The 12,674-nt window shown below is 53.7% G+C and carries 11 protein-coding genes; 7 read left to right on the top strand and 4 right to left on the bottom strand.

All coding sequences use genetic code 11. The annotated features are described in order from the left end of the window. Window positions 1–26: 26 nt before the first annotated feature. The gene (locus ACO0K3_RS04940) at window positions 27–959 is read right to left on the bottom strand and encodes an IS1595 family transposase (RefSeq protein WP_422982465.1); all 933 of its coding nucleotides are present in this window, start codon (window positions 957–959) and stop codon (window positions 27–29) included. A 67-nt stretch (window positions 960–1,026) separates the two neighbouring features. Between ACO0K3_RS04940 and ACO0K3_RS04935 the strand changes: the two genes are divergently transcribed. Further along, window positions 1,027–1,335, top strand: a complete 309-nt coding sequence (locus ACO0K3_RS04935) for a DUF2471 family protein (protein WP_422982463.1) — start codon at window positions 1,027–1,029, stop codon at window positions 1,333–1,335. 116 nt (window positions 1,336–1,451) lie between these two features. On the opposite strand, the gene ACO0K3_RS04930 is transcribed toward ACO0K3_RS04935, so the two are convergent. The 3 genes from ACO0K3_RS04930 to ACO0K3_RS04920 form a co-directional block, all read right to left on the bottom strand. Continuing rightward, complete coding sequence (locus ACO0K3_RS04930) at window positions 1,452–2,963, bottom strand: UvrD-helicase domain-containing protein (RefSeq protein ID WP_422982461.1); 1,512 nt, start codon at window positions 2,961–2,963, stop codon at window positions 1,452–1,454. Next, the gene (locus tag ACO0K3_RS04925; protein WP_422982459.1) at window positions 2,960–4,642 is read right to left on the bottom strand and encodes an ATP-dependent nuclease; all 1,683 of its coding nucleotides are present in this window, start codon (window positions 4,640–4,642) and stop codon (window positions 2,960–2,962) included. The genes ACO0K3_RS04930 and ACO0K3_RS04925 overlap by 4 nt, the downstream gene beginning before the upstream one ends. Before the next feature lie 272 nt (window positions 4,643–4,914). Beyond that, window positions 4,915–5,253, bottom strand: coding sequence for a hypothetical protein (locus tag ACO0K3_RS04920; protein ID WP_422982457.1), 339 nt, complete (start codon window positions 5,251–5,253; stop codon window positions 4,915–4,917). Between the two features lie 308 nt (window positions 5,254–5,561). On the opposite strand from ACO0K3_RS04920, the gene ACO0K3_RS04915 reads away from it, so the two are divergent. From ACO0K3_RS04915 to ACO0K3_RS04890, 6 genes are all read left to right on the top strand, one after another. Beyond that, window positions 5,562–7,127: a recombinase family protein gene (locus ACO0K3_RS04915; RefSeq protein WP_422982455.1), complete on the top strand. Its 1,566-nt coding sequence runs from the start codon at window positions 5,562–5,564 to the stop codon at window positions 7,125–7,127. Then, complete coding sequence (locus tag ACO0K3_RS04910; RefSeq protein WP_422982453.1) at window positions 7,124–8,026, top strand: plasmid partitioning protein RepB C-terminal domain-containing protein; 903 nt, start codon at window positions 7,124–7,126, stop codon at window positions 8,024–8,026. Before ACO0K3_RS04915 ends, ACO0K3_RS04910 begins: the two co-directional genes overlap by 4 nt. Beyond that, window positions 8,023–8,904: a plasmid partitioning protein RepB C-terminal domain-containing protein gene (locus tag ACO0K3_RS04905; protein ID WP_422982451.1), complete on the top strand. Its 882-nt coding sequence runs from the start codon at window positions 8,023–8,025 to the stop codon at window positions 8,902–8,904. The genes ACO0K3_RS04910 and ACO0K3_RS04905 overlap by 4 nt, the downstream gene beginning before the upstream one ends. 506 nt (window positions 8,905–9,410) lie before the next feature. Next, the gene (locus ACO0K3_RS04900) at window positions 9,411–9,623 is read left to right on the top strand and encodes a hypothetical protein (protein WP_422982449.1); all 213 of its coding nucleotides are present in this window, start codon (window positions 9,411–9,413) and stop codon (window positions 9,621–9,623) included. Between the two features lie 2 nt (window positions 9,624–9,625). After that, window positions 9,626–10,861, top strand: a complete 1,236-nt coding sequence (locus tag ACO0K3_RS04895; RefSeq protein WP_422982447.1) for a DNA cytosine methyltransferase — start codon at window positions 9,626–9,628, stop codon at window positions 10,859–10,861. After that, a complete protein-coding gene (locus tag ACO0K3_RS04890; RefSeq protein WP_422982445.1) occupies window positions 10,851–12,641 on the top strand; it encodes an McrB family protein in 1,791 nt (596 codons plus the stop codon). Before ACO0K3_RS04895 ends, ACO0K3_RS04890 begins: the two co-directional genes overlap by 11 nt. Window positions 12,642–12,674 lie beyond the last annotated feature (33 nt).

Here is a 12,674-nt window from a genome sequence, read left to right as displayed (position 1 = left end):
AGCCAAACCTGCGCGATAGCGTACCCTCAACCCACAGAAAAGTCTAAAGAACCGTAAAAAAGAAGTCCGCGTGAACGGGATGTACGGCGGTTAAAGCGGAACGCGAACTCATCCAAATAATAGTCTAGCTGTTCCGGTTGCACCGCGCCGTGATGTGTTCCCAGCAGCCAACGCTTGATAAGCGAGGCCACGCGGTGTACGCCCGGCATTGAGATGTGCGCCGGGATGTCCGAGCCGAGCATCACGCTGCGCTCGTGTAGATAGCCATGTTTCGGCAACACCAGGTAGGCGGCCAATCCGTCGGTATGCACAGTGGCGCCAGGGACAATCGTCTCCGTGACGAACGGTAACAAAAACTGCTCAGAATTGTCGGGAATGCGACGTAGCCTGATTCGTCCAAAACCTTTTGGCTCAAGTATTTCCACCGCAACGGCGATCAGCGTTTTGGTTGTATTTCCTTTGCGGCCAATCTTTGAAATCGGGTTGATTCTGTCTGTGATGGCGATGAAAGTCTCATCAACCTCCACTTTTCCTTTCAAGCGGTCCCGTCCGGGACGGACCATCGCCCGACGAAAACGATGTAGCATGGCCCAGGCAGTTTGATAACTCCCCAATCCGAGAACTCGCTGCAGCCCCAATGCACTAACGCCGTTCTTCTGATTGGTAACGTACCATGCAGCAGCCAGCCATACTTTCAAGGGGGTGCGTGTCTTGTCAAAAATGGTGCCGGCAGTAACGGTGCTTTGATGCCGACAAGATCGACACATCAACCGAGTGCGGCTGGCGCGGTAAGGTTGTTCAACACTGGCGCACCGTGGACATACAAATCCTTCACGCCAGCGCAATCGTTCCAGATAGTCTGAGCACGCCTCGTCTGTTGGAAACCAATCCAAAAACTGGCTCCACGTTCGAGGGTAATCTTCTCCGGAAATAGGGGTATGCTGATTGATGTCCACCATGACATTCTGGCAGAAGTGGAGCTAAGTGGATACCCCATTTATATATACAGTATTTGGCGAGAGAGTCATGTCGATGGTGGATGTAAATGAGTTCGATGCGGTGATCGGGAGGTTAAAGCCGGTCGTCGCCACACTGGTCGAATCGTACCGCACAGCGGGGCATAGGCTAACGTGGCGGCTGTTGCGAAAAATCGAAGCTGAAGCATTGGGGCAACTGGAAGAGTCTGGGGATTTCAGACCGGCTTACATCAATATGGTGCGGGCGTCGGCGGTTTTTTGTTATCCGGACAACGATGAGCCAGTGAACTTCGGTGAGTCGAACGGCATCGCCTGTGCTTTTTCGATGATTTTTGAGGCGTACAACCAGTCTCATTGATGAGATTTCGTCGGAATCGGGGCGTTGAAGCCACGACGGCTGATTCTTCCGCACTGTAAATCATGTTCCAAAATATCGGTATATATCAAGATCTACCGAGGTATCGTAGCTATGACCTATATTATGAGCAACGGTGTGGGTCGATTGGGTGACACGACCAGCGTTAAGGAAGTGGTGGCCCGGCTCAAAGCCACATATAAGAGGCAACGATTCTTGCTGTTGTCTGCAAAATGAACTGCATCGCAAGGCAGCACAACAGCATGGGTATTTTCAAGTCCTTTAGCTTTATGCACGGTGCTCAACGTCTTGTTCGGCATCGTCGATTGAACCCCGATTCTTTTGCGTGTTATTTCCGTCAATCCGTGGTCTGCGTCCTCGTATTCACCTAAGCGAATTGCGTCATGAAACTCTTTCCTCATGTCGATTTTGATAGTTTGAAACGACTGTTCGTTTTGCGCCAGATCTTTGATTAACGTCAACGCGCGGGCGACACCAACATGGTTCGGCGATAGTAAAAGATGGCGCCCGATGTTTCGAAGGTGACCGGGTTTGCCGGTGCCGTTGCCGACGCACCCTGCATCGATTTCGGTCAGCAAGCGATCGGTAAAACCGCTGGGACTAAAACCGACGCCGACTGCCCCCATGAAATCCCTCAGTGCGATCGCTATTTCCCGAGCATTGTCGTTATGGCGCTGGCATCCTGCGATGAGCAATGAAAGGGCTTCTCGAGTGTGACCCTCCCATACGGGTATGCTTCTCCCCCAGAACGCCTGCAAACCACGTATTGTCGCGGTGTGCGGGCACAGAATTAACATTGACGGCGATCCATTGACCATCGCGTCCAAAGGCCGCCGCGATCCATTTGCCAACTGAAAACCGCCATGGCGCGGTGCTTCATTGTCCGCCCGGATAATTTGCAATCCTGCTGGGAGATCTCTCCTGAGATCCACGGCTTGCCCTGCCTTTAGAATAGCCCTGGCTCGCAAGACCCACTGGCCAAGCTCCTCGGAAGCACCTGCCCAGCGATGTGGAAAATCCAGCTCTTCGTACCGATTTGCCCTGGCAGCCAAATCCGCCCACTGTCGCTCCTGGGCATCGTCGGCGCCGAATATCGATTGCATCGTATCGCCAAATATCCGTAGTTTGGCTCCGGCATCATGCAGGGCCAGAACGAGCTTGTTTTGCGCTGCATTGGTATCCTGATGCTCGTCGCACACAATTGTTGGGTGACGGCAGGCCACGGCTTTAGCTATATGTTTCGATGTGGACAACAAGGTGCTGACTTTCACCGCCAGTTGTGCGTAGCCATCGCGAGTTGTACGAGCCCATGCCGAAACATTTTGAGGGAGACCAAGGGTTTGATGGTACATACCCCCGATTTGCGTGACCATGCTGTCGATGGTCGAAACTGCCACGCGACGGGAAATGTCCGAGGTACGCGAACGGAAAACGTCGCACGCGGCATGGGTGTGAGTAAGAATCAGCACTTTCCCAGCATCCGTGGTCGTGGACGCCAGCCAGCGAGCGTACTGCCCAGCCTGATGGGTCTTTCCGCATCCGGCAGGCGCTTCGATGACGACTAATGGATCGACCGACCGTAACGCCTCAGAAACGCTTGCGTCGCTCATGCCGCATCGTCCGGCAATGGGCCCATTTCCGATTGGGTGCGTATCGCGTTGAGGAACGGCAGCAGGATCCCGCGAACCTGGACCCAGACGCCAAGGGTATGCATTTTCGCCGCCAGTTCCTGACCGCCACTGTATGATTTGAACCACTGCTTGGAATGCCCGGCAAACGGTTTCCGCACGGCGGCCGCAGCCTCTGCAAATTCTGCCGGCACCTTTCCGGTCGCCGCCTGAACAATCAACGCATGCAGGGAAATTCCGTCCGCTGCCGCCTTGGCAACAATGGTTTCGAAGGAATTGTCAGCAATTTTCAAGCGATCGGCCAACGTTCTCAAGCGCACCGAGGTGAGCTCGTTCTCCGGATCCGTAATCAGGTCGAGCAATTTTGCATGCTCGACCAGCGGGATGAAATGTTCTTCAAGGCAGCCGTTCGGCCAACGGAACATAAGTCCGTTCAGGCGATCATGCACAGCTTGCCATTTTCCTGGATCGCGGCCTTCGTTGTCTGCAAAACCCGCAAAGGTGAGATTGCCCGACGAAAGCGCTTCCAGGATTTTCAGCACATGGTCGTTTCCCTTGCCGTCAGTGACGTGAATGCCGAGATCTTCCCAGTTCTCCGCAACGTATTTCTTAAAAAGGCTTGAGACAAAACCGACCTCCGTAATCCCTTCGGCCACGACGGCCAGGCGTGCAAGGAATGTTTCTGGATCGGATGCCTGATGCCTGCCCACCTTGTCGGTCGGTAGTCGACCAATCCGGCCTTGAGCGTCCACGTACCACAAGGCGGCGCCAGTTGCAGCACTGAGCACCGTGGCGCTGTGCGTGGTGAGAAAGATTTGTGTTCCTTTGTCTTTTATCGCGGAAACCAATCTTCGTTGCCGGTACGGCTCCAGACCTCGTTCGATTTCGTCGATGACGGAAATCGGTTGTTTGTCTTGCAATGTGTCCGCGATCGTCAATGCTGCCATGCGACGGGTGCCGGATCCCCAACTGGAAAGCGGCAGCGCAACTCCATTTCTGTTCGATGTCAGACCCACCAGAGCATTGATCGAAAGACCGTTCCCACCCACAAATCCGATGCCGAGATCCGTAGGAAGTGATCGCTTTCCAAATGTTTCGTCCAACGCGATGAGCGACGCTTGCGCTGCCTCGCTCAAATCATCATTCACGCCTTGTGCGGCAAAACGCCGGGACAAACGACCGCGTAGCGATTTATCGTTTAGCAATCGGTCTAGGCCGGCACCTTGTATCAATCTAAGATCGCGCTCGTTTCTGTCATCCCCTGAAAGTCGTACCAGACCGATAGCGCGGCGCATGCCGACGGTCATGGATATTGTGCTTCCATCGGGTTGCAACAATTCATGGATCACCTCAAGATCGGACGATCCGCGCACTCTTACCTTGAACACGGGTTCTCGCCCGGCTTGATCCCCTTCGATGGGTATGGCGGCGGCGTTGTTAGTCGCATCCCATTCCCAAGGCCAAGCCATCGCGTTTTGGGTATGAATGCCGGTTGATGCCGGCAAGGACATAACGGCTTCGACCTCGAACTCGGCATCGACATCACGCTGCCAGTAGTCCGAGTCGCTGAGTGGATAGCCATTAGTTGGGTGTAGCAACATCGCAATCGCGTCGAGGATAGACGTTTTGCCAACATCGCCGCCACCAAGGATGACATTCATGCTCGGATCCGGAAGCCACACCAATGCCTGGATACCCCGAAACCGTTGGATGTGTAGACGCTTGATATGGGGTGTATCCAAGAGACTTCCCTTCGTTTTCCGACTATTTGATAAAAATTATCGTTGCCCGGCCCGGTTAATGTATAGATTTATGCACCATTGCGCACATTTTCTCCTGTTTCGTTTTGGTCCAGTCAACTTTCTGCTTGGATCGTCGCAGTTTTGATCCACGGGCACGGCTCTCACGCTCCATATACGTTTCATTTGTGGAGTCACCATGGTAACCAGGTCATGTTTTGCATGCGGTCAGCTGTTTCAGCTGCGTCCGCAAGTCCCAATGCAGTGTTACTGCTCAGCAAAAAACTGTCAGCGTGAACGCCGACGGCGTTGGCAGCGTGACAAGCTGAAGCACGATCCAGATTATCAAGATAACCAGACGCGGGCGCAGCAGGCATGGAGCAATCGCAATCCCAACTACTGGCGCGAATACCGCGAAGCGCACCCGGAGTATGTTGATCGCAATCGTACACAGCAACGCGAGCGCAACCCACGACCCCAAAATGCCGCAATTGCAAAGATGGACGCGTCAATCCCGGTGATTCCCCTGCCATCGGGCATCTATCGCCTTCACTTGATTGCACCCAACGAAATTGCAAAGATGGACGTGTGGACAGTAGAAATCAGGGCGCATGCGTGCCAGTGCGTGCCACACGTCGAAATTGCAAAGAGAGGACGTGTGCCGTGATTCGATACATCAATGCTACCGTATTGCACATATGCACTCTCGACACGCCAAGCGCGATTTCGAAACGCTGCCCTCCTGGTTCATCAACGGAGGGACGCCTTGACGATCGCCGCCATTTAAAGAAAGGTGAACTTCCGAGAGCCGAAATTCCAATTGATGAGGGCGATCGGGATTATGCAACCAGGCGAATCAAGCGATGTTTGTGTCGAGCAGCCAGCCCTGCTGAGGGCGGTCGAGTACGTTCGGATGTCGACCGAACACCAGCAATACTCCACCGAAAACCAGGCCGACAAGATCCGCGAATATGCGGCCCATCGTGGGATTGAGATCGTTCGCACTTATGCCGACGCCGGCAAGAGTGGTCTGCGCATCGATGGACGCGTATCGCTGCAGCAGCTGCTCAAGGACGTCGAAAGCGGCACGGCGGATTTCACTATCATTCTGGTCTACGACGTCAGCCGATGGGGACGCTTCCAGGACGCGGACGAAAGCGCGTATTACGAATACCGGTGTCGGCGCGCCGGCATCCAGGTTGCATACTGCGCCGAGCAGTTCGAGAACGACGGGTCGCCGGTATCGACCATCGTAAAGGGTGTCAAGCGGGCGATGGCTGGCGAGTACAGCCGGGAACTCTCTGCCAAGGTCTTCGCCGGACAATGTCGGCTGATCGAACTCGGTTACCGGCAGGGTGGCCCGGCGGGCTACGGCCTGCGCCGGGTATTGATTGACCAGAACGGCTCCATCAAAACCGAACTGAGTCGCGGCGAGCACAAGAGTCTGCAGACGGATCGCGTGATTCTGATGCCTGGCCCGGAGGATGAAATTCGCATCGTGAGCCAGATTTACCGCTGGTTTATTGACGACGGTTTGGTCGAATCAGAAATCGCCATGCGCTTGAACGCCATGAACGTGCTCACTGATCTGGATCGGGCCTGGACCCGTGCTACCGTGCATCAGGTGCTGATCAATGAAAAATACGTCGGCAATAATGTCTACAACCGCATCTCCTTCAAACTCAAAAAACTGCGGGTGATCAACACGCCCGATATGTGGATCAAGAAGGACGGCGCCTTCGAGCCCATAGTGCCGCCCGACATCTTTTACACGGCGCAGGGAATCATCCGCGCCCGGACCAGGCGCTACACCAATGAGGAACTGGTTGACAGGCTCAGATCTCTTTACAAAAATCGCGGACTGCTCTCCGGCCTGATCATCAACGAAACGGATGGAATGCCTTCTTCGTCGGTGTACGCATTTCGCTTCGGCAGTCTGGTCAAAGCCTATCAAATGGTCGGTTTCACCCCGGACCGGGACTATCGCTATCTGGAAGTGAATCGTTTTCTGCGGACTTTGCATCCAGGCATCGTGGCGCAGACCGAGCAGCAAATCGCCGAATTGGGCGGCCGGGTTATGCGCGACCCGGCGACCGACCTGTTACACGTCAACGGCGAATTCAACGTTTCCCTTGTGCTAGCGCGTTGCCAGACGCACGACTCTGGCCGACACCACTGGAAAATCAGGTTCGACACCAGCCTCCTGCCCGACATCACCGTGGCCGTGCGGCTCGACCATGACAACAAGAGCGCTCTCGATTACTACCTGTTGCCGCGACTGGATTTTGGTCTGCAGCGTCTCAGTCTGGCGGATCAGAACGCGGTGGAACTGGAGAGTTACCGCTTCGACACGCTGGATTACCTGTATGGAATGGCGGAACGCACCCGGCTAAGGAGAGTGGCATGACCAAGAAACACAAACCAGGCGAGCTGCGCATGATCCCGGTGGACCGCATCGATGTCCACAATCCGCGCGAACGCAACAGCAAGATCTTCGATGAAATCGCCGTTAATATCCAGGCGATCGGGCTCAAGAAACCAATCACCGTGACTCCGCGCGCAGGGGAGGATGGCACCGAACGGTATTTGCTGGTTTGTGGCGAGGGACGCCTTAGGACTTTTAAGTCGGCGGGCGAAACCACCATCCCGGCGCTGATCGTCGCTGTCAGTGACGAGGATGCATTCATCATGAGCCTCGCGGAAAATATCGCCCGTCGCCAATGTCGGCCCCTCGAAATCCTCGCTGGCATCGTGGCATTGCGAGACCAAGGCTATGATAAGAAAGCGATCGCCGCTAAAACCGGCCTCACGCCGGAGTATGTGTGGGGCATTCTGACATTGCTTCAGCACGGGGAAGAGCGATTGATTGTCGGCGTTGAAAAGGGCAAAATTCCGCTCAATGCGGCCCTGGCGATCGTTGGCGCCGGCGACGACGATAAAGCGGTTCAGACAGCCTTGCAGGATGCCTACGAATCTGGAAAGCTGCGCGGCAAACATTTGCGCGAAGCCCGACGGGTGATCGAACGGCGCCACACCTTGGGGCGCTCCGTGGCGCGCGGCAGATCACGAAAGCCGGTCGACGTGACGCAGTCCAGCCTCGTCAGGACCTATCAGAAGGAAGTCGAACGGCAGCGGTTGATGGTGAAAAAGGCGGAGTTCGCACAACAACGCCTACTTTTTGTCGTGGGCGCTTTACGCGAACTTCTTGCAGACGAAAACTTTACTAATCTGCTGCGCGCCGAAGGACTCGATACCTTGCCAAAATATCTGGCCGAACGTGTGTGGTCTGGCGGGAGCATGGCATGACAGGTATTACCCTCGGCTTCTCGATGGATGCCTTGTCGGTTCCGTTGACGAACATCCTGCCGTCACGAAAAGCGCCGGAAGGACTGGCGACGTCGAGGAAATTCAAACAAATCCGTTCGTCGATTGAGGAGGTTGGATTGATTGAACCGCTTTCAGTCACCCAGGCGATCAAGAAGTCGTCCCAACACATGCTCCTGGACGGGCATATCCGCCTGATTGTCCTGAGCGATCTGGGCTACGCCGACGCGCCTTGCCTGGTGGCCAAGGACGACGAGGGATATACCTACAACAGCCGGATCAATCGCCTGTCGACCATTCAGGAACATTTCATGATCCGGCGCGCGATCGAGCGCGGCGTTTCGCCGGAGCGTCTGGCCAAGGCGCTCAGCGTCGACGTCAGTCACATCATCAAGAAAATGACTTTGCTGGATGGAATCTGCCCCGAGGCGGCTGAGATGTTGAAGGACCGGCAGTTCTCCGCTGAAATTTCCCGCGTGCTGCGCAAGATGAAGACGACGCGGCAAGTGGAATGCGTCGAGTTGATGGTGTCTGCGAACACGGTGACGACGGCCTATGCCGAAGCCATGCTGGTGGCCACGCCGGCCGAGCTGCTGGTCGAAGGAAAAAAGCCGCAGAAAATGACAGGCGTGTCGCAGGAGCAGATTGCAAAAATGGAGCGGGAAATGGCAAACCTACAAGGACAGTACAAAATGGTCGAGCAGACCTACGGCCAGGACGTGTTGAATCTCGTGCTCGCCAAGGGCTACTTGACAAAACTGCTGGAAAACGGCGCGGTCGCTCGATATCTTCGGCAGCGCCAGCCGGAAGTTGTGGCCGAGTTCGAGTTGATCATCAAGACAACTGCCCTGGATCAGTAGGGCGATCAGTCGAAGTAATCGTGACTCCCATGGTCAAGTATCATGACCGCGAGTCCGTGACGACTTCAATCAGACAATTTGGAACTCTTTAAGCGAATTCCTGTGTCTCGAACCCAAACACCCAGTCCGCAAAAGGCATCCGATCAAGCGTTTCGCTTAACGAAAGCTACGCCGGCCTAATGCACAATTGCAACGGGACTACAGGTTTCGTTCCGATTGGCGTCAATCTCAGAGGCGGCCATGTCATTTTCTTTATGGCACATCGTGTCCGCCAGAGATATGACAACGACAAGGTATCGCCCAGTTACTTGGGTCTGTTTTTTCGACGGGCATAGCACCAAAATGCATTTTACTGTATAAATGCACAGTATTTTTGCTGGCTCAAAGTTCCAGAAAAATTTGTTGTCGCAAGGTAGATTTACAACAAATAGTTGCTTTAATGGCAATTTCGCATATCGATACTATGTTATATTACTTCTGTTATGTAACATAGATGCGAGGCAAGAATGAGCGTTGGTGGAAGCGGGCGCATCGTGATCGAGATAGCGCCGGATATGAAGCGCGAGCTGCACGCCGCACTCAGCCGTGATGGCCAGACATTGAAGCGTTGGTTCGTCATTCGCGCCGAGGAATACATACGAAATAGTAAGCAATTGTCTATGTTTGACACCCAGCAAGAAAACACAGCAAACCAGACAAATAGCAGCAAAGGAAAATAGCGATGGAAGATCGGATGGGAGTTATGGAGGACAGCAGCAGTGTGCATTTGGGGCGCAGCGCAATTGCCGCAACCAAAAAACAAAACGTGAAGCGAACTGTCAGCTCCCCCCAAAAGAAGACTCGTAAGCTGATTTCATTTTTTAGCGGTGGCGGCGGCCTTGATCTGGGGCTTGAGGCAGCCGGTTTCGAAACGGTCTTCGCAACCGACATTGATTACCATAGCTGTCAGACGCTCCAACAGGGCAAGGACTACTGCGCAGGGGCGAAGTTGCCGTTCTTGCAGTCTGCAACTATCAGGCAAGCTGACGTCATTCACCTCACCTCAAAGGATGTGATGCAGGCGGCAGGCATCAAGAAGGGCGAGGTCGATCTGATGGCGGGAGGCCCACCGTGCCAAGCGTTCAGTGTCTTTGGTAAGAGGCTTGGGGTAAACGATCCGCGGGGCCTGCTCCCCTATGAATATCTTCGTCTACTCAGGGAAATTGAGCCAAAAGCCTTTGTTTTCGAGAACGTTTTCGGGCTTCTTACAATCCACGGCGGTGAAACCTTCAAGGAACTCTGTGCTAATTTGGAAAGTCCCGGCGACGGCATCACTTACACGCTTTCCGTCTTCCGCTTGAACGCGGCGGAATATGGCGTCCCGCAATTTCGCGATCGTATTTTTATCATTGGGAGCCGCAACGGGAAGAAGATCGAATGTATACCAAAGATCTGTGGCGCGACTCCGGAAAAAGCTTATCACGCGGACAGAAATCTATTGCCTTACCGCACTGTAAATGATGGCCTGCGCGGAATTCCCCCGCTGGGAACGAAGCTCGCGAACCATACGAGCCGTCTACACAGCCAACGCATTATTGACCGCTACAAGAACCTCAAGCACGGCGAGCGGGACTCGAAGACAAGGATAAATAAACTGCATCCAGAACGGCCGAGTTACACGATTATTGTGGGTTCAGATAAGGGTGGAGGGAAAGGTCACGTGCATCCAGTGGAGCCACGGGAAGTTTCGCCGCGCGAGTCTGCGCGCATGCAGACGTTTCCCGACTGGTGGGCCTTTTCCGGAACCTCTCGGCATCCGATAAGGCAGGTTGGAAACGCAGTTCCACCATTGTTGGCAGCGGTCGTTGGTCGTGAGATCATGCAGAAATTCTTCGGCGGAGAAAGAAGAAGTTTTCAGCAGCTCGTTTCAATTCTGGGCCAGGACAACCTTTTTACGGACGACATAGATGGCCTATAGCGCTTGGACAAAGATTGACGACGGGTCAGAAGGTGCATGGGCCCCAGACGTATGGCTTGGGCTGATCGAGGCGGTCGCGCGCCACGAAGGAGAGCGTGTTTATGACAACGATGCGCCGATTTATGCAGAGCTTGAGGCAAGTCTTCCGGCATTGAAGTGGCGCGACACTGATAATGGCGCTTTTCGACCGTATTTCCGTGATTTTTCTAAGGCTTGGGCGATTACCGGAGTTGTGACATTTAATGAGACCTTTCAGCTGACGCAAATTGGTCGTCAAATCGCAAGTGGCACGCTGAGCGCGCGTGATTGCATGGTCGATTTTTGTGAAAGTTATACGGAGAATGGCGAGCAGCCGTTCTGCATCTTGGCAAGTGGGTTTTTGAATGCAGGTAAGCCGCTGTCGGTCGAAGAAGTTTTTTTCGGCATCGAGACAGGGTATCGACCTGGGGTCGATAAACTAGCGGATAGCCTTGCATCGGCACAATCTCTGATTGGATCCGAGATTCCAGGTACGCCGAAAAGACGGCTTACACTGATGTTGAAAATCTTGGAGAGAAGTGGCGGCATAATCAATTCCGGAAAGATCTGGCGGATATGGGACAAGGCCATCCTGACACGTCTTGCCTCTTCAAAAGGCAACATTGAACAGGGCCAGGATGACGACGCCAAGACATCGATTGATGGCATTGATTTGGAATTTACAGCTTCAGCAAAGCTGGCAAATCTTGCGCTTACTCCAACGCTTCCTCGGAATTTCATTTCGTCGTTGCTCGCGAAGCCGTTCCTTATTCTAACCGGTCTTTCTGGTTCGGGAAAAACTAAGCTGGCACACGCATTTGCAGCATGGATTTCTGCGTCTCCCGACCAATACCGAATTGTCGCGGTCGGGGCGGATTGGACTTCGAACGAGAATATTCTTGGCTACCAAGATGCGCTGCAAGCCGGGCGATATTGCAAGCCGACGACAGGTACGCTGGATCTAATATTGAATGCAGCAAACGATCCATCCAAGCCATACTTTCTTATTCTTGATGAGATGAATTTATCTCACGTCGAGCGCTATTTTTCCGACATACTATCTGCGATTGAGTCGAAGCAAGAAATCGCACTGCACGCCTCTTTGAGTGCGTTAAAGAGCGGCGATGGCGACGAGCTTGGAATTCCTGCAAAAATAAAATTCCCCTCAAATTTATTCGTCATCGGCACGGTCAATGTTGACGAAACGACGTACATGTTCTCCCCCAAGGTTCTTGATCGCGCAAATGTTATTGAATTTCGCGCGTCCTCCGCAGACATAAGTGCGTTCCTGAAGGCGCCCAAAGCGATAGAACTAGATGCTTTGGCAGGCAAAGGATCCCCATTTGCACAGGCGTTTGTACTCGGCTGCACCACGCAAAATGCCGCCTTGTCTTCGCTGCACTCTACTATCACGAATGGTGCTGATTTTGAGTCGCAACTTAACGCGAAGCTGGTTCAAATCTTTGATGAACTGGCTGCAATAGGAGGCGAATTTGGATTCCGCACGGCGATTGAAATTAGCCGATTTACTTACTTTCATGCCTATCTCACTGGACCCGGCTGGAAGTTAACGGACGCGCTTGATCCGCAAGTCTTGCAAAAATTGCTGCCAAAATTGCACGGCTCGGAGCGGAGGTTGGGGCCTGTACTGAAAAAGCTAAGTGAATTCTGTGCAGCGAACGACTGCGGTCATAGCTTGAAGAAAATTGGGCGCATGCAAGAGCGTTTGAAGGACGGATTTACGAGCTTCGCTGAGGCGTAGATGGCCGCGGTTACGTCGAGTGAAGTCGTAACA

Origin of the sequence: Undibacterium sp. Rencai35W, from assembly GCF_049340185.1 — a bacterium.
Taxonomy (GTDB): domain Bacteria; phylum Pseudomonadota; class Gammaproteobacteria; order Burkholderiales; family Burkholderiaceae_D; genus Undibacterium.
This window is presented reverse-complemented; position numbering and strand designations above follow the sequence as displayed.